At 51.5% G+C, this 17,832-nt stretch carries 16 protein-coding genes; 1 reads left to right on the plus strand and 15 read right to left on the minus strand.

Features of this window, described 5'->3' with window-relative positions:
* Nucleotide 1 precedes the first annotated feature (1 nt).
* The 15 genes from K0H60_RS01965 to recG form a co-directional block, all read right to left on the minus strand.
* A complete protein-coding gene (locus K0H60_RS01965; RefSeq protein WP_220057087.1) occupies nucleotides 2-1,309 on the minus strand; it encodes an NAD(P)/FAD-dependent oxidoreductase in 1,308 nt (435 codons plus the stop codon).
* Nucleotides 1,310-3,829 (minus strand): MMPL family transporter, encoded by a 2,520-nt coding sequence (locus tag K0H60_RS01970; protein ID WP_220057088.1) that lies wholly within the window; start codon nucleotides 3,827-3,829, stop codon nucleotides 1,310-1,312.
* Between the two features lie 9 nt (nucleotides 3,830-3,838).
* Nucleotides 3,839-4,696, minus strand: coding sequence for an outer membrane lipoprotein carrier protein LolA (locus tag K0H60_RS01975; RefSeq protein ID WP_220057089.1), 858 nt, complete (start codon nucleotides 4,694-4,696; stop codon nucleotides 3,839-3,841).
* On the minus strand, nucleotides 4,693-5,127 hold the full coding sequence (locus K0H60_RS01980) for an acyl-CoA thioesterase (protein ID WP_088212604.1): 435 nt from the start codon (nucleotides 5,125-5,127) through the stop codon (nucleotides 4,693-4,695). Before K0H60_RS01980 ends, K0H60_RS01975 begins: the two co-directional genes overlap by 4 nt.
* Nucleotides 5,124-6,689 (minus strand): HAL/PAL/TAL family ammonia-lyase, encoded by a 1,566-nt coding sequence (locus tag K0H60_RS01985; protein WP_220057090.1) that lies wholly within the window; start codon nucleotides 6,687-6,689, stop codon nucleotides 5,124-5,126. The genes K0H60_RS01980 and K0H60_RS01985 overlap by 4 nt, the downstream gene beginning before the upstream one ends.
* Nucleotides 6,686-8,494, minus strand: a complete 1,809-nt coding sequence (locus tag K0H60_RS01990) for a glycosyltransferase family 2 protein (RefSeq protein ID WP_220058100.1) — start codon at nucleotides 8,492-8,494, stop codon at nucleotides 6,686-6,688. The genes K0H60_RS01985 and K0H60_RS01990 overlap by 4 nt, the downstream gene beginning before the upstream one ends.
* A gap of 20 nt (nucleotides 8,495-8,514) precedes the next feature.
* Nucleotides 8,515-8,889 carry an ApeI family dehydratase gene (locus K0H60_RS01995; protein ID WP_220057091.1) on the minus strand — a complete coding sequence of 125 codons (375 nt, stop codon included), beginning with the start codon at nucleotides 8,887-8,889 and terminating at the stop codon, nucleotides 8,515-8,517.
* Nucleotides 8,882-10,246, minus strand: coding sequence for an AMP-binding protein (locus tag K0H60_RS02000; protein ID WP_220057092.1), 1,365 nt, complete (start codon nucleotides 10,244-10,246; stop codon nucleotides 8,882-8,884). The genes K0H60_RS01995 and K0H60_RS02000 overlap by 8 nt, the downstream gene beginning before the upstream one ends.
* Entirely contained in the window at nucleotides 10,243-10,791 is a 549-nt protein-coding gene (locus tag K0H60_RS02005; RefSeq protein WP_011627439.1) for a COG4648 family protein, read from the minus strand. The genes K0H60_RS02000 and K0H60_RS02005 overlap by 4 nt, the downstream gene beginning before the upstream one ends.
* Nucleotides 10,791-11,039 (minus strand): acyl carrier protein, encoded by a 249-nt coding sequence (locus tag K0H60_RS02010; protein WP_011621155.1) that lies wholly within the window; start codon nucleotides 11,037-11,039, stop codon nucleotides 10,791-10,793. The genes K0H60_RS02005 and K0H60_RS02010 overlap by 1 nt, the downstream gene beginning before the upstream one ends.
* Before the next feature lie 9 nt (nucleotides 11,040-11,048).
* The gene (locus K0H60_RS02015) at nucleotides 11,049-11,303 is read right to left on the minus strand and encodes a phosphopantetheine-binding protein (protein WP_011621156.1); all 255 of its coding nucleotides are present in this window, start codon (nucleotides 11,301-11,303) and stop codon (nucleotides 11,049-11,051) included.
* Nucleotides 11,290-12,138 (minus strand): lysophospholipid acyltransferase family protein, encoded by an 849-nt coding sequence (locus K0H60_RS02020; protein ID WP_220057093.1) that lies wholly within the window; start codon nucleotides 12,136-12,138, stop codon nucleotides 11,290-11,292. The genes K0H60_RS02015 and K0H60_RS02020 overlap by 14 nt, the downstream gene beginning before the upstream one ends.
* Nucleotides 12,131-12,868, minus strand: coding sequence for a beta-ketoacyl synthase chain length factor (locus K0H60_RS02025; protein WP_220057094.1), 738 nt, complete (start codon nucleotides 12,866-12,868; stop codon nucleotides 12,131-12,133). Before K0H60_RS02025 ends, K0H60_RS02020 begins: the two co-directional genes overlap by 8 nt.
* Nucleotides 12,869-13,252: 384 nt before the next feature.
* Nucleotides 13,253-14,149: a DUF3014 domain-containing protein gene (locus K0H60_RS02030; RefSeq protein ID WP_220057095.1), complete on the minus strand. Its 897-nt coding sequence runs from the start codon at nucleotides 14,147-14,149 to the stop codon at nucleotides 13,253-13,255.
* A gap of 178 nt (nucleotides 14,150-14,327) precedes the next feature.
* Nucleotides 14,328-16,403: an ATP-dependent DNA helicase RecG gene (gene recG / locus K0H60_RS02035; protein WP_220057096.1), complete on the minus strand. Its 2,076-nt coding sequence runs from the start codon at nucleotides 16,401-16,403 to the stop codon at nucleotides 14,328-14,330.
* A 403-nt stretch (nucleotides 16,404-16,806) separates the two neighbouring features.
* Between recG and K0H60_RS02040 the strand changes: the two genes are divergently transcribed.
* The gene (locus tag K0H60_RS02040; protein ID WP_434086665.1) at nucleotides 16,807-17,832 is read left to right on the plus strand and encodes an ABC transporter substrate-binding protein; all 1,026 of its coding nucleotides are present in this window, start codon (nucleotides 16,807-16,809) and stop codon (nucleotides 17,830-17,832) included.

A 17,832-nucleotide genomic window follows, 5' to 3' on the forward strand; every position in this document is an offset into this window, starting at 1 on the left:
ATTACACCTCGGCTAATTCGCTAACGGCGGGCTCGGCGCTGAGTTCGGCTTCTTGCCGACATAGCTCGACCACCATATTCAGACGTCGCTCGGAATCTTTTACAAAGGGATTTTGCACATCCCAAGCATAGCCCGCCAAAATCGAGCAGATCATCTGTTTGATTTTAGGATTCGGATTTTCGTAAAAAATCACATCTTGGAAGCGACCATCGTACCAAGCCTGCACATAAGTGCGGAAGGTGTTCACCCCTTGCATTAACGGCGCCGAGTACTCGGCTGGCCAATCGACTGTATCGCCATTAAGTTGTTTAAGCACGCATTTCGCCGCCATGGATGCCGACTGCATAGCGATAGTCACACCCGATGAGAATACTGGATCGAGGAACTCGCCCGCATTGCCCAGCAGGGCAAATTTGTCGGTGGCGAGGCGCGATACGTTGGCGGAATAGCCTTTGAGTGTCGCACAGGGCTGAGCGACCTTGGCATTGGCCAGCAATGCTTTCAGGCCGGGTTCTTCTTTGACTATGGTCAGTAGCTGCTGCTCTAAATCACCTTCGAGACGCGCGAGTAATTGTGGCTCAGCCACGACGCCGAGTGAGCAGCGGCCGTTGCTGAAGGGAATTAACCAGTACCAAATATCCTGATGCTGCGGGTGTACGCTAATTAAAATCTTGTTCCGGTCGAAGTCGGGATCGCTGATGTTATCTTCAACATGGGTGAAGATAGCGCTACGGGTCGGCAGTGAAGACGGCGTTTCGAGGTCGAGTAGGCGTGGCAATACTCGGCCAAAACCACTGGCATCGAGCACATATTGCGCTTCAACTTGGTACAGCTCGCCCTGCTCGTTACGCACGCTTAAGCGTGGATTGGCGCTTAAATCGATTGCCTCAACGGTTTCACCGTAACGGATCTCCACCCCAAAGCTTGCTGCGGTATCAGCGAGCAATTTGTCGAAGTTTGCCCGTTGCACTTGGAAGGTTGTGCCCGGCCCTGGGGTAAATTTGTCGGTAAAGTCGAAGGTGGTATATACCCCATCGCGGCGGAAGGCGGCACCATTTTTATATTGGAATCCCGCCGCATTCAGCGCCTCTAACATGCCTGCTTCTTCAATAAATTGCATGCAGCAGGGCAGCAGGCTCTCGCCGATAGAAAAGCGTGGAAAGTGTTGTTTTTCTAGCACTAATACGCGTTTGCCTTGCTTATGCAACAGGCTAGCGGCAATCGAGCCCGAGGGGCCTGCACCAATAATGGCCACATCGACGGAAAGGGAGTGAGACTGTGTGGAGCTTGCAGCGGTAGATGTGGACATTTAAATAACATTCCTTGTAGGTATCGAGACCTTGTTGGTGGTTAAAACCTGACTGGTGGTCAAAATCAATGGCGAAAGTACAAAGGTAAACCCTATGCCGAGGGATAGGGTCAATCCAAAATAATGAATAGCTTGGGTTTGGCTAAAGGCGAGTAAGCCAAAGGCCAATAGGGTCGAGCAGGCGGACATAAATACCGCCATCATCACAGCCTTGCCATGTTGCGCTGCAGAGGCAAAGAACAAACTGTAATCTATCCCAATCCCGAAGACTAAAATCAGCGCCAGCGTATGAAACAAGCTTAAGGGCGAGCCGACTAAGCCTAAAATGGCCAAGGTGAGTACCGCAGCCAGTGCAGGCACGGCGACCACTAGGGCGGCTCTTTTAACGCCAAAGCTCAGGCTAAATAGCAAGAGGGCGATAACGAGCGCCAGCCCCAATAACTTGAGCGTAAGCAGGCGATAATGCCCCATTATCGTGGAGATATCCGCGACTTTATCAATAAGCTGCACCTGCGGGTCCTCGGCAAAGCGTGCCTTGAGGGCCGTAATATCTTCAATACCACCGAGCAGCACTATGGCGCCGTGGCTTTCATTCCCTAGGTTGGCATTATCGGGGCTGGTCGCTGACTCTGTTGAGTGCCCAATCGGCGCTAATCCCTGTGGTGCAAGCCAGAGAGGGGCTAACTGTTTGCCTAGGCCCAGTTCGAAAAAATCCGTCGGGGTGATATAGCTATCCTTGGCGGCAAGATAGGCGGCAGAAAGCTCAGGTGCTAGGCTGTCATCGAGGCCAATGCTGTATAGCACTGTGGTTAATTGCGACTGGTAAATCTTGCCCTGCAATTGATACGCCGCATCCTGCTTTTGCTTGCTCGGCAGATAACGGCTGAGGCTGACATAGTTGCCCAGCTCTTGCTGTTTAATGGCGGCATCGAGCTGCGGACTTAGGGTTTCGAGCCGTTGCAGTAAGGATTCTTCGCTGGGGGCGCGCACCAATAAAAACTGGTTATCCGTGCCGCCACTGAGTAATTTTCTGAGCTTGTCTTCAGGCTCAGTCACACTCGCAGGGCTTTGCTGTAAATGGCGAATATCATCGTCGACGTTAAGCTTGCTGATCCCCAACAGGCAGATTCCCACGAGCACTAAGGCAAACAGACTCAATCCCCATGGCGAGATCAGTTTATTGGAGAATCCGGTGAGTTTCGCAAGATAAGCTTGTGCGAGGGTTAACGGACGCTCCCCCGAAGGTAACTTGCTGCCCGCCAATAATGGATAGGCGAGCACTAACGTCAGGTAGGCGCCGAGTAAGCCTGAGGCGCAGAAAATCGCTACCTGCTGCATGCCAGGAAACGGCGCTAAACCGATACCGACATAGGCTAAGGCACTGGTGATAAAGGCGAGTGAAACTGTGGGGAAGATATAGGCCACGGTCGCCTGCGCGCTACGCTGATGATCGCTTAAGCGCTCGCAGTAAAAATGAAAGCTGTAGTCGATGGCAATCCCTATCAGGCTAGTGCCAAAGACGAGAGTGAGTAAATGTAGCTCCCCGAACACGCTTAAGGTAAAAGTCACCGCCAGCAGCAGGCCGCTGCCGATTGTCACCATCGCTAGCAAGAGTGGCATCACGGAGCGAAAGGCCAGCCAAACCAATGACACTACGCCAAGCAAAGAGGCGAGGCCGAGGACAGAGATTTCACTCTTAGCGGTATTGGTAGCTTCTATGGCATGGAACAGCGCGCCCGCCTGTAACACTTTAATGCCGGCATATTGGGCGCTGACGGCATTCAGCGCCTGAGTCAGTGCCGCTTGCTGGCGTAATTGCGCATTAGGGTTAAAGGCGCTTTCGGTGCCCTTTGCCATCACAATGGCGGCCACGCCTTCACTATTATCAACACCTTGTTTGGTATCAACACCTTGTGGATGAGCAAGTAAAATCCCTTGGCTGGCGCTCAGCTTCGAACTAGGCGCAAGGGCGAGCAAATTGGCGGGGAACAATAGCAAAGGATCTTGGGTCAAGAGTTGGCTATTGGCATAACTAAAGGCATTGTAGAGCTGCTGAGTGGCTGAGGCAATTAAGTGCTCGAGGCCATTATGGCTTAAGGCTTCGGTTTGTTCAGGCGTGAGCAGTTTAAAGCGATAGGGGAAATAAAATTGCCCTAGGGCTTCACCCATCTGCAGATCGGCGCTGCGAATATCGGTAAAGGCGGTATTTTGAGTCTTAAGCTGCTCCATCAGGAGTGTGGCCGCCGCAACCGCCTGAGGTTCATCCTCGGCAATTAGAGCGAGATACACTTGATCGGCGAGTGTCGATTCCACTTGTTCGAGGGCGCGCGCCGTGAGTGCGTCCTGCTGAAGATGGGGCAACATGGCGAGAATATCGCTTTGAACCTTTGCCCCATTTTGCCACAGCTGTAGCGTCCACAGGCTCGCCGCCAGCATCAGGCTCAGCCAAATCGCGAAGCGCCATTTAGTCGAGGTTTGCATCAGGCTGTGGCCAATACGTGTGGCAATCTTGGGCGCCATGATTCTGCCTTATTCTCTCGGACCAGTGTCTTTAGGCGTTGTCTGGCTGATGGCATATTGGGCTAACTCAGCCTCACTCAGTGGACCTTGGCGCAGCTCGCTAAAATCGATACGGGTGATATCCTGCGGACTCACGTTGGGTGCGGCACTGAGCAGCACTAAGGCGTGTAGCGTATCGCTGCCTTCGAGCACCATATGGGCGATGGCCTTCTTCATCAGCGGATCTTTAGGGGTTAATCCCAACTGCCAGTTTGCGCTGCCTGAACTTGAGTCTTCTTGTGGCGACTTGCCTTGCGCTAAGGGCTCTTGGGCGAAAAAGTGCAGTTCGAAGTTTGCACTTAAGCCCGAAATATCGCCGCCCAGCATGGCATTCACTAGACTCGGTAACAAATCACCCATGGCCGCTGCGCTTGCCGAAGCATCGGCTTGGCTGATTTGCACTCGCCCTTGGCTATCTTTTTGGATCAGTTGCTTATCCTTTAAAATCAGCAAAGATTCGAAGGGGCTTAGTTGTTGCCAGATCAGTCCTTGTGCCTTGTCGAACACAAACTGGCCTTGGCTCACTAGGGGCTTTTTCAGCACTTTAAGTTGGCGTGATTGCACAAAGTGACCGCGAACCGTCTCGCCAAGATTGAGCTTTTGGCTGAGGGCGAGTAATGCGGCGTTATCTGCGCCTTGGGCGAATAGTGTTTGGTACTGGCTCGCACCTCTGAGGGTTGAGTCAGTGAGGTTTGCACCATTGAGATTAGAATCGGCAAGGCTCTGCGCCTGTACTGAACCAAGCAGCAGTGTGCAGCTTAATAGTAGGCTTTGGCAGAACCATTGCGACCACTTAGCTCGTGGCCAATTTGTAAAGAGGGCAATCATTCGCTATCCGCCTTTGCAAGTAGCGGGGCGATTTTGCTGCGGAATATCTCTGGCGTCACAAAGCACATTTCTTGGCTCGTCATATCCACTGCCGCCTGAATGGTATAGCCCTTAGTAATGCGCTCGCCGCTTGCCGTATCACGGATTTGATAATTGATTTTTAAACGATTTTCCCACTCGACCAACTCGGCGCGCACGGTAATGTGTTGCTCGAAGGTGCTGGCCTTTACGTATTTGATCTGCAAATCAATAATTGGCCAAGCGTAGTTCGACGCCTGCATTTGGCGATAGTTGTAGCCTAACTCGTCGAGCAATTTGCAGCGGGCAATCTCGAAATAACGTAGGTAATTACCATGCCAAGTGATCCCCATCGAATCCACATCGTGGAAGGGGATCTGCATGTCCATTTCTATGCTGAGCAAGGATTTCATCGGCACACTTCCCATTCGCCCGCTTGGATTTTCGCAACGGTTTGGCGCAATACGGCTTCGAGCGGTCTGTCTTCGACTAATGGCTCAAAGTCAGCGCGCACTTGGGCGAGCGTGGTTGCTAGCGATGGCGTCAGCGAGGCTTCGTCTAACTCGTTCTGTGTGATGCGCAGACCAATGCCTTGGGTCATGGCGAGCAGGGCAGCCGCGGCGACTTGTTCTGTCAGCTGCAACACGCGCATACAGTCACGGGCGGCGATAGTACCCATGCTGACTTTATCTTGGTTATGGCATTCGGTTGAGCGAGAGAACACGCTCGCAGGCATAGTGTGTTTGAGCGCCTCTGCGGTCCATGCCGAAACCCCGATCTGTACCGCCTTAAAGCCATGGTTGATGGCACGGCGCGCGCCAGTAGAACCCGAAAGGTTAGCGGGTAAACCGTTGTTAAACTTAGGATCCATCACTAGTGCCATTTGGCGGTCGATAAGATCGGCGATGTTGGCCACAGTGTTTTTTAAGGAATCCATCGCAAAGGCAATGTGTCCACCGTAAAAATGGCCGCCGTGGAGAATATGCTCGCCTTCACCATCGACTATGGGGTTGTCGTTGGCGCTGTTGACTTCGGTTTCGATAAATTGGCGCATAAAGGGCAGTGCATCCTGCAATACGCCAATGATGTGCGGCGCGCAGCGGATGGAATATCTGTCCTGCAATCTGTCGGAATTGCGCGGGTGAACATGGTGGTTCAAATCTTCCCTAATCCAGGTCGCGATTTGGTTTTGTCCCGGATGGGGTTTGGCGGCAAACAGAATATCGTCGAAATGGTTCGAGTTACCTTTGAGGGTTAACGACGCCATGGCGGTAATGCGGCTGGCTAAACGCGCTAAATATTGTGCGCGATCAAAGGCTAAACAGGCTAATGCCGTCATCACTGCCGTGCCATTCATCAGGGCTAAACCTTCCTTGGGGCGCAGCACATGGGGCGTGATGTTCAGCTCACGGTAAACCTCTTGGGTGGCTCTGCGCTCGCCGTTATAAATCACTTCGCGCTCGCCAACTAGCGCGGCGGCCAAGTAAGACAATGGCGTTAAGTCACCGCTGGCACCGACCGAACCTTCCTCTGGGATCACCGGCACTATATTGAGATTAAGCAAGGTTTCGATGCGCTTTAAGAGCTCATAGGTCACGCCGGATTTACCAATGGCGAGGGAGTTTAAACGGCAAACCATCACGGCGCGCGCCTGCATCACGCTCAAGACTTCGCCGAGGCCACAGCCATGGAAGCGGGATAAGTGCAGTGGCAATTCGTGGACTAAATCGAGACTTACGTTGACTGTGCAAGAGTCGCCATAGCCGGTGGTGACGCCATAGACCACACCTTCTTCGTGTAGCAGGCTGTCGATAAAGCGGGCGCCCTTTTGGATATAAGCTTGGTAATCGGCATCATCACAAAGTTTGACTTTAGCACCCTTAGCAACGGCGACGACTTGCTCTAATGTGAGTAACTGACGGCCAAATTCGATTGGCTGCTCAGTGGTTGTCGTGTGAGTAACTGCGTGGCTCATAAATGCTCTGTCCTGTCTGTAGTGCGCTCCAGCTCCGGGAGTGCTGCTGTCGTTTGTGGGGCGGATGTCGCGCGGTTAACCTTGCTATCGTCCCGCCAAAAATCAAAAAAGTTAAACCATTGCAAGGGCTCACGCCTTGCATAGTGTTCGAGGCGCTCGCTGTAGTTATGCACCGCCTGTTGTAGTCGTTCCATTCGCCCTGCACGCGGGCCCTTGAGGCTGTTGCTAAAGTGCTCCAAATGCACGCGATATCGCCCTTGTTCGCGCAGGCAAAACATCAGATACACTGGGCAATCCAAGAGGCCGGCTAGAATAAATGGCCCCTGCGGGAAGGCTGCCTCTTCACCCATAAATGGCGCATATACCACGCGTCCTTGGGAGTGGGATGAGGTTCTATCGCCAGCAATCACTACTAGCTCACCGTCTTCAATCTTTTGCTGTAGCAGCATAGAGGTGGCGGGATTAAGCTCGGTTACTTGGATCAAATTCAGCGTGCTATCGGGGTTTAATTGCTTGAGGACATTATTAAAGTTTTCGGCATGGCTGGTTAACACCATGACATTCACTTTGACCTTGCGCTGGTGGATTGAAATCGCGCGGCACAGTTCGAGATTACCCAAGTGGGAGACCAGCAGCACGGCACCTTTGCCACTTTCTAGCTGATCGGCTAGCACCTGGCGGTCGGGAAAATCCACTTGGCTTAATTGAATACGGTCGCACCAGGCATCGATTCTATCGAGCGCCGCATTACCAAAGGCGAGAAAGTGGTTCAGGCTATCGCGCCAGCGAATGGGGCGATTCAATTGCGGATGTTGCGGCTCGAGGCGTTGCACGCGGCGCAGAAAATCCAACGAGGCCTCGCGGCTGACTTTGCCCGTCAGGAAGAAATAGCAAATTACCGGATACATAATGGCGCGGCACAACCAATGGCCGCCGAATCGGTAGCTTTCGACTAACAGTTTTATGCCCCAATAACTACCGCGCTCCTTCATCCCTGACCAATGGGTTGATGCTTTATCGGGCTGGAGCGATTGCGCTTTCTGTTTACGGCGCAGCAGTTGTGGCAGGCGCTTTAACATGCCGAAAAATAATCGGGTGTGCAGCTTAGTGATGCGCACATTGTCGGCCACACCTTGAAAGTGGCTGACGCCGTTTTCGGGATAAATGACCTTAGTGGGGTGAAACAGAATTTCCACCCCTTGCCAGTAGAGTTTGACTAGGATTTCGATATCAAAATCCATCCGCTCCGTGAGGGCGTGCTGGCTTAAGAGACGCTCGGTGGCGGCTAAGGGATACACCCTAAATCCGCACATAGAATCTTGAATATCAAAGCTTAAGGTTTCGACCCATACCCAAAAGTGGGTGAGGTAACGACCGTAGAGTCGCCCCTTGGGGACGGACTCGTCGTACTCGGGCTTGCCCGAGATCAGCGCATCCGGCTTGGACTGCGCCTTGGCGAGCATGGCGGGGATATCGCTCAAATTATGCTGGCCATCGGCATCGATCTGTAGCGCATGGGTAAAGCCATCGCGATAGGCGCGGCGAAGCCCCGTCATCACAGCCGCGCCTTTACCACGGTTATAGGGGTGTTGCAGTAGCGTCACCCAGTCGTGTTGCTCCGCCAAGGATTGCAGCAGATAGCGGGTCTCATCGTTGCTGCCATCGTCAATTAAATAGCAGGGCAGATTGAGGGCGGCAAGCTCGGCCAAGGTCTGGGCGATCGCGGCGCTATGATTATAATTGGGGATCACCAGTGCCAGCTTGATTAGCGCCGTGCCCATTAAATCACTCGGCGGTACTAGCATTGTGTCGCTCATACCGTCGCTCACAGGGACGCTCCATCATCTTGCTGACTAGCAAAGCTGATACGCCCTGAGGCATAGCGGTGGTCGCCATCGCTGTAGGCAAAGGTTAACTTCTCTTTGGCGGCATTATGGCTAATGGCTAAGGTGACTTCCTGCCCTGGCAGAATAAGCTGTTGAAACTTTAGCACTTCTAAATTAGCGACCGCAGCGTTGTAACCAAAATGCTTGCAACCTAAGCGCACGGCCCAATCGAGTTGGGTTACGCCGGGGAGCACGGCTTGCTCGGGAAAATGGCCGTTAAAATATTCGAGATCGGCGGCGACAAAAAGGCGCAGTTCAATACTCTCAGGGCCGATCTCTGATGCGAGGATCGGCGGTAAACTCGACTTAATCATGGTCAAATAACTCAACTAGCTGGGCGACGACGCGCTTGCCCTGAGTGTTTAACGGTAAGGTTTCGGGGTAACGCCAGCGGCGCGGCAAGGTCACGCGCTCGAACTGAGTCAGTAGATGCGCTTTTAACGCGTTGTTGATACTGAGTTTTCCCTGCTCTTGGTGCACGCTTCGGCCCAATGGCGACAGGGTGATCACCGCCCCTAACTGGGATTTAAACTGGGGTAATACGACCAAGGCGGCATGCTCGACATAGGCGTGGCTACAGAGCAAGGTCTCCATTTGCGCCAGTGAAAGACGTTTTTCTTCAATCTTAACTATGCGATCGAGTCTTCCCTTGAGCCTGAATTGGCCATTGGCCGTCGGCTCGATTTTATCTTCGCAACGTAACCACTGATCGTCAGCCAAATAGGGTGACTTCAGCAGCAGGGCGCCATCGTCAGCGTCTTGGTCTATGGTAATTTGTTCAAACACTTGCCAAGGTTCGTCGGCCTCGTGTTGGCGACGATAGGCGATACCGCCGGTTTCGGTGCTGCCGAATATCTCGATAGGTAAATGGCCGTAGCACTGGGCAACCCCTTGGGCGGCGGTGAAACTTAATGGCCCGCCGGAGCTAAAGACTAAGCTGGGTGAGCGAAGTTGGCGTTCGTGTTCTAGCGCCTTAGGCAAACGGGATAATTGCGCTGGGCTACTGATGAGGCACAAATTCGGCAACAGTGCGGTGTAGTAGCTTAAGGTCTCAGGGTATTCGATCTGCTCGCTTAAAAAAGGGCGACTGGCGGCTAAGGGCCAGAGGATCTTAAACAACAAGCCGTAGATATGCTGATGGGAAACGGTCGATACCACACTGCAATGGGGCAAATGCTCGGCGAAGGTGTGCTCGAGCACTGTCACTTCGGCATCGAGCTGCCTTAAGCTTTTGCGAATCGCCTTGGGCTCGCCACTGCTGCCCGAGGTAAAGAGCAGCAGTTCACCAAAGCTGTCGCTCTCTGGCCAAGGTTTGGTGGGCAGACTCAGCTCTTTATTCAGCAGGATAAAGGCGTGACTCTCGCACAGTGGTTTGTCTGACAATATGCCTTCAAACTGATGGGTCAGTTCACTCAGGGTGCCAGTTTGGGTGTTGGGCGGCAGAATAATTTCCTTGCCCGCCAAGAGTGCGGCACATAAACCCACGGCAAACAGATCGCTGGTATCACTCGCCAGTAACCATTTTTGTTCAGGCGCTTGGCGCAGCTGCTCGTAAAAATGCGCAACCTGATTGGTAAACAGGGCACCTGTGACTATGTCATGGTGATTAAAGCTGATCAGTTGTTGGGCGAATGGCCCTTGGGTTAACCAGTTTTTGAGTAGTTGTGTCATGTCTTCTTCAACCAAAAGCTGCGATATAACCATTCCCCACCGAGGAGCAGTCCCATGAGTACGTATGCAATCAAACCGTTATACAAGGTCCAAGTTGCTAGGCTGGTAAACGCGGCGGTATAGGCCGCCACAGTGCCGTTTAGGATAAATAAGCCACACCAAAGCAGGGTGACTTTTTTAAGATAACCTATGGCTTCATCCGGCAAATCGGGCTCTTTGAGCCGTGCGAGCCGTTCAATCATGCTCGGGCCTTGGTATAGCGAGTAGCTAAACAGGGCTAACATGGTGAGGTTTATCACCACGGGGTAATACAAGAGCCAGTCGCTGCGTTTGGCGACAAAACTGCCCGCTGTGAGTGCAATCCCCACAAGCAAAGGCAAAACTAAGGTTTTAACCTTTTGCTTTTGCAGCATTAAACGCACTACCAACAAGAGGCATAGCACTAGGGCTATGGTGCCTGCTGGCAGATAATTCAGTCCTAAATACACGGCGACTGGATAAGCAATCAGCGCGAGTGCGGTTAGTACTTGTAGCAGGACACGCATTAGTCTTTAACTAAGCCTTCAATGGCATTAACCACATCGTTGACTGTGCGTACAGATTTAAACTCGTCGGGCTGAATTTTCTTGCCCGTGAGTTGCTGCAGCTTAATCACTAAGTCGACGGCATCTATGCTGTCCAGATCTAACTCTTGGTAGAGATTCGCCTCTGGGGTAATGGCATCGGCATCGATTTCAAACTCATCCACCAAAATCGTGGTCAACATAGCGAGGATTTGTTCGCGGTTTTGCATCTTCCTCTCCTACGGACGTTGTGATTCGATGAAGTTAGCTAGGCTGGCGACGCTGTAAAAATGCGCCTTAGTGCTATCCGAGTTGGCTTCGATTTTCACATCAAATTTTTTCTTGATGGCTAAACCCAGCTCGAGCGCGTCGATCGAGTCGAGTCCAAGTCCCTCACCAAAGAGCGGTGCATCTGTGTCGATATCATCAATACTGACGTCTTCTAAGTCGAGGCAGTCGATGATCAACTGTTTAATTTCGTTATGTAAAGTCATAATTATTTTCGAGTTGTTGTTGATAGTATTGTTCAAGGTCTCGGGTTAATTGCCGAGCCATTTTCGCATGCTCACCCAAAGGGGCTTGGTAGCCTTGGTGAGAAATTGTGTTGCCGATTTCGACGGCCATTCCCATGGTCTGCCTTGGGATCTCATACCAAGGTTGTTCCTTTGTCAAACCACGCACATTGGTGCGCAAAACCACAGGTAAAATATCGGCTTGGGTGCGAATCGCAATATTGGCGGCACCGCGGGCAAACTCATTGATTATTGAGCCAAATACTGTGCGCGTACCTTCAGGGAATATAATTAAATTAGTGCCTCTGGCGAGCACTCCGCGGCAATCTTCGAGCATCAGCTCGGCACCGCGATTGGGAATATATCCCGCGCAGGAGACGACCCCGCGTAAGAAGGGATTGCGCCACAGCCCCTGTTTAACGATACAGCCCGCATTGGGCATCAAACTGATTAATACCACCACATCGACCAGACTCGGGTGATTGGCAATCACTATCACACCCTTAGCATCTCGCAGCAGTTCGGCATTATGGGTACTGACTCGGATCACTCCCGCCCAAGTTAACATGGCCACAAAGCCTTTAAACATAGTGTGCACGGCCTTTTGTACGCGGATAATCCGCGCCTCGGGCGTGCCCGGCCAAAAACGCAGCAGAGGCAAGATGGTTAGCGAGCTTAACAGTCCACCGAGGCCAAAGGCGATGTAGCAACTGACGCCGCCGAGCCAACGGGGAATATAGTTGATTCCCGCGCGGCGTTTTTCAGGCAGCGTATAAGCGACATTAAATTCGGCATTGTGTGGTACTGGATTAGGCATGCGTTAGGCTCCAGTGCCAGTGCGACAAGCAGCCGGCAATATCCTGTGAGGTCGCCAGCGCGTGGATCAACTTGCCGTAGGACAGCGGCGTGGCCTGCTGTTGCTGCTCCGTTGTCAGTTGGCTTAGGGTGAGAGTAACGGTCGCACTCTCATCTGCAGGCGCTAGGGTCAATCCTAGGGCTAAGGGCAACTCAAACTCTTGGGTAAATTCATCATAGACCGGCGGGACGGGGTCATCGCCAAACACCAACAGCAGTGGCTCAGGCGATTGGTACAGCTGGGCGAACGCTTCCACCATGGCTTGGGAAAGGGTTTCTGTTCCCGCGGCAATCGAGGTCGAAGGGGCGGTATTGTTGGTTAAAATACCAAAAATACCACTGCCAGTGTTATGCACCGACTGACTAAAACCTAAGGGGGAAAGCGGTTGTTTTTCAATAATATCTTCGAGCAGGCCAATGGTGCGGTGCAGCTCGCCGTGGCGAGAAGCAAATATCGAGCGACAGTTAGGTGCTGCCTCACATTGGAAGCTGACATCCAGCATCATCTTGGTTAAACGGCTAAAACGTCTGCGCTGCATGGCGGGAACTTGCGAAAGTGCAGGGGAAATCCCCTCGAGGTCATTTTCTTTGCTTGTGTCAGCCGAGTGCTTGCACCAAGTTTGCCAGTCATCACGCTGTGGATACTTTGGCGCCCATGCGCCCCAAGAATGGATGCTGAATCTGAGTTGCACTACTTTGCCTCGACACTATTTAAAGCTGTCTTAGTTATCCCTAACTAAGCGAAAAATATTAATGAATTGATAGGCCTATAGCTTGTCTACGCGTTGGATAAATCGCGCCAATTCCCCGATGAATGTGCGGCTTATTCTACACTAAGTCCTTAGTTTTAATGAAGCCATTTGCATCATGACGGTTAACAAAATGCAATCAAGATTCGATTTATCACTGTTAAGCAACATAAGTTGCAGCAGAACAGTTGGGGGAAGAGCACTATAAACTGTCTTACTGAACCAGAGTTGAACGACTAGCAAGCTGGGTTTATACGCTGAAATGGAGCTGAAAGTGTGGATGTAAAAAAAGGCGCACTAGGCGCCTTTTTAGACAAGTTTGGAGCATTACTGGGCGAGTTGGTTTTCCAGTTTACGCAGCGCCGCTTTCACTTTACGGGTGTTTTCTGGCCCCATGCGGATCATCAGTTTTTGCGCGCTCGGTAAGGCCTCTAAATTAGGATCTACAAAGCGGTAGTTCACGCTGATAGAACTCAGCTCAATAGGCTCTTCGATGATAGGAGCTGCGAGCATGATCTTAATGGCTTGCAGCATTCTGTCATTGAACTTGGCGTTGCTGTAACCCAATTCGGCAAAGGCCTCGTCAAACAGCGGCGTGAGCTGTTTGTAGGTGTGCATTAAGGTTTGCTCATCCATGTTGGCAATCACAGTCGCATAGGCGTCATATCTGTGGTAACTCTCTGGATTTAAATACACTTTGCTCGTGATTTCAGACACAGCGAACAGCTTTTCTGGGCCTTTGACTGGGCTGACTTTGCGGGCGAGATCGCCTTGGGCCAAGTTGTCCACGAACACCACAAACTGACGGGCCAAATCTTGGTTCACTAAGGAGGAGCCGACCACGTTGTTATTGATGATCGCCAGCGCTTTTTGATGCACGAAGGCATCGCTCTCAGGCAGGCTGGGGACGACTTCTTCAGGAATCGCAGGCTCGGTTGGCGTGACAACGGTTTCGGTTTCCGTCGTGGTCGCCGCTGGGGTTTCATTTTCCACCGGTGCGGTTTCAGGCTCAGTGCCCGTTTCGAGCGTCATTGGTTCAGATGAAGGCGGCTCAGGCAGCACTATGGGCGCATTGGGGATGAGCTTGGGTGAGTCATCTTTGGTGTAGTAATAATAACCTCCCGCAGAGAGCAGTAGGACGAGCACAATCGCAATCAAAGCAAAGCGATTACTGCTTGAGGAGGTTTCTTGAGGTGTAATTCTATCATCTTGATTAACTTGCATTTTACATCCTTCGCTTAAGTGTCAAGGTAACGGGGTGAATACATGCAGCTAACATTTAAAGTGCAAGTGCCAACGAGTTGTCGGTGGCAGGTTCATTGTGCAAGTTTCCACGCGCTTGTCCATAGCGGTGAGCTGAACAGGCTGAATTTATTTTACCTTGAAGGGGTTAGCTTAAGGTTTAGGCTTGAACGTATTGCTGCCTGTGTCCAAGCCAACGATGAATAATGGCATCGACCGACTCTGGCGCCTGTGACATCACATGGCTCGCCAGTTTTTGGATATGTGGGATAAGCGCCTGATCGCGGACAAGGTCGGCGATTTTCAGCTCGGCCAGCCCCGTTTGCTTAGTGCCCAGTACTTCGCCCGGCCCACGGATCTCTAAGTCTTTCTGTGCAATCACAAAACCATCATTACTTTGCCTGAGCACATTTAACCGCTGGCTCGCAGTTTGGCTCAATGGCGCCTTGTAGAGTAACACACAATGGCTTGCCACGGCACCGCGCCCTACACGGCCCCGCAGCTGGTGCAACTGTGCAAGGCCTAGTCGCTCTGGGTTTTCGATAATCATTAAGCTGGAGTTGGGGACGTCGACGCCGACTTCAATCACTGTGGTTGCCACCAATAAATGAATAGTTCCCGCCTTGAAGTCGGCCATAATTTTTTGCTTTTCAGCGCTTTTCATCCGGCCGTGGACTAAACCTATGCTCAGTTCCGGCAGTGCTTGGCGCAACTCTTCGGCGGTATCTTCCGCCGCTTGGCACTCGAGGACTTCGGATTCTTCAATCAAGGTACATACCCAATAGGCTTGGCGTTTATCCGTGACTACGCTGTTGCGGACGCGTTCCAGCACTTCATTGCGACGCGAATCGGGAATGGCGACTGTGGTCACGGGCGTGCGGCCAGGCGGCAACTCATCGATAATCGAGGTATCCAAATCGGCGTAGGCCGTCATGGCTAAGGTTCGTGGGATCGGCGTTGCCGTCATAATTAACTGGTGGGGATGAAAGCCTTGGCTAATGCCTTTTTCCCTGAGTCCCATCCGTTGGTGAACCCCGAACCTGTGCTGCTCGTCAATGATGATCAAGGCGAGTTTGTTAAAGGTCACCTGCTGTTGGAAGATGGCATGGGTGCCTATCACCATTTGCGCCGCGCCCGATTCAATATCGGCTAAGGATTGCGCTCGTGCCTTGCCTTTAAGCTTGCCCGCTAGCCAACCGACTTTTAACCCGAGGGATTCAAACCACGCGGCAAAGTTAGTCGCATGCTGCTCGGCGAGTAATTCGGTGGGCGCCATCATGGCCACTTGGTAGCCATTTTCGATGGCTTGCAATGCGGCGAGGGCGGCGACCAAGGTTTTACCCGAACCTACATCACCTTGAACTAAGCGCATCATGGGGTGTGGCTGTGCTAAATCTTTACCTATCTCGGCGACGACCCTTTGCTGGGCGCCCGTCGGTTTAAAGGGTAATGAGGCGAGAAAGGGATTCAAAAGCTGGCCGCTGGCGTGCATGGTCACGGCAGCGTCGAGATTGCTGCGCTGCCTGAGGCGGAGCATGCTGAGGTTATGGGCGAGCAGTTCTTCCTGCACCAGTCGTTGCTGCGCCGGATGCTGGCCGAGCTCTAAGTCAAATTGCGATATCCCCGCGTGGGGACGATGCAGGGTTTGCAGTGCCTGTTTCAAGCTCATGCTATTGGGCTGCAAATTGGCGGGTAATAACTCGGTCAAACCACCGTCTTCTAATAATTCGAGGGCTTGCTCGGTGAGCTTAATCCAGCTCGCCTGTTTGAGCCCTTCCGTGGTGGGATAAATCGGCGTGAGGGTATCACTTAAATGAATATCTTCACCGGGATAGACAATTTTGTACTCGGGATGGACGATTTCGGCCTGATGATTACCCCGGCGAATTTCGCCATAGGCGCGGATCATTAAGCCATTTTGCATCGCATTGCGTTGCGCCATCGAAAAGTTAAAGAAGCGCAGGCTCATGCTGCCGGTATTATCCCGCACATTGCACACCAGCATGCGTTTGCGGCCTTGAATGATTTGTGTCGACTGGATTTCGGCTTCAATGGTGCCGTAATTACCCGGCATTAAGGCGGCAATAGGATAAATTTGAGTGCGGTCTTCGTAGCGCAGGGGTAAGTGAAACAGCAGATCTTGTACTGTTGTGATGCCGAGCTTTGCGAGTTTTTCCGCCACCCTTTTGGCGACGCCTTTGAGGTCGGTGATCGGAACAAGATCCAATTGCTGCAAGTCGTTAGCGCTCAATCACTGTGAATTTATACATATACTAACAGAGTATAAGCGTAAGGCAATCTTGGGCTGAGTTGCTCGGTGGGTGCGGTTATGTGAGGGTTTTGCGACGAATTGAAGATTTATTTCAGTCTTATGGGCTAAATTGCCCTTGGGGCATATTTCTCCTTATCTTATTCATATTAAAATAAATGTGTTTCAATCCTAGAAGTAAACGATAGAGAAAATCATCATTCGTTATTAATAACGTACACTTTGTAAGTTTTTGTGGTTTAATCGAATGAGTGATTGCCTGTATCGGGCATAAATCTTTATGCGGTAACACGGTTGTGAATCGATAATAAGAAAGTGACCTCTGGTGACGGATCACATGTGGGGAAACATGGTCGAGGAGTACTCGCCTTTGCGTCTATGGTGCTTAACCTGTTTATTTATTGGCATATTGTTTTCTACTATGCCAGCATGGGCCAAACTCGATGTGGCGTTTTTCAATCCCGGTGCCGAGGCCGATAGCTTTTGGGGTGATGTCGACAAATTAATGTGGGTGGCCTCAGCAAAACTCGACATTAATTTGCAAATTATCCATTCAGATCGCAATCATTTTAAAATGATTAGCCAGTTAGACTCTTTATTAAAATCGCAACAATCCCTTCCCAATCAGGTTATTTTGGTTAATGAGAAGCAATCAGCATTAAAAATGTTGCAGATGCTTTATCACCATCCCATTTATGTGCAGCTTATTTTGAATGATATTTCCGTGGCCGAACGGGAAATGCTATTGCAAGATCCCCATTGGCAGACCTATTTATTGCCCGCCATTATGCCCGATAATTATGCTATCGGAGCCGAGACCGCTAAAGCTTTGTTAACGGGGTTAGACGTTAAAAAAGCTAAGGTTTTATTGATCTCGGGCGATAAGTCCACGCCCGCATCTGTTCTGCGGACTCAGGGCGCCAACGATTATTTCTTTATGCAACCCAATGTGACAGTCACACAAACGGTTTATGGCCAATGGAGTGAGGATATTGCCTATGGGCAAGCATTGACGCTGCTGACCCGTTATCCCGATTTAAAGTTGATTTGGACCGCAAGTGACAGAATGGCGATGGGGGTAATTAAGGCATTGAAGGAAAAAGGGCTCAACCCAAGGCGAGATGTGTTGGTGAGCTCTGTAAATACGTCAGCCGAGATTTTACGGCTTCGCCAAGAGCAACAACTCAGTGTACTCGGTGGTGGGCATTTTTTAGCGGGCGCATTGGGGTTAGTGCAACTGCAACATTATCAGGCGACAGGGCAATATTATCCCTACGACAAGGTCCAGTTATTTAGCGTGCTTGAGCCGGGCTCAGAGTTTTATCGCATGTTAGTGGCAAGGGATTGGTCGGCAATTTTTCAATCCCAAATTTTGGATAAGTTGCCACCGCAATAA

It is taken from the genome of Shewanella mangrovisoli, from assembly GCF_019457635.1.
Classification (GTDB): Bacteria; Pseudomonadota; Gammaproteobacteria; order Enterobacterales; family Shewanellaceae; genus Shewanella; species Shewanella mangrovisoli.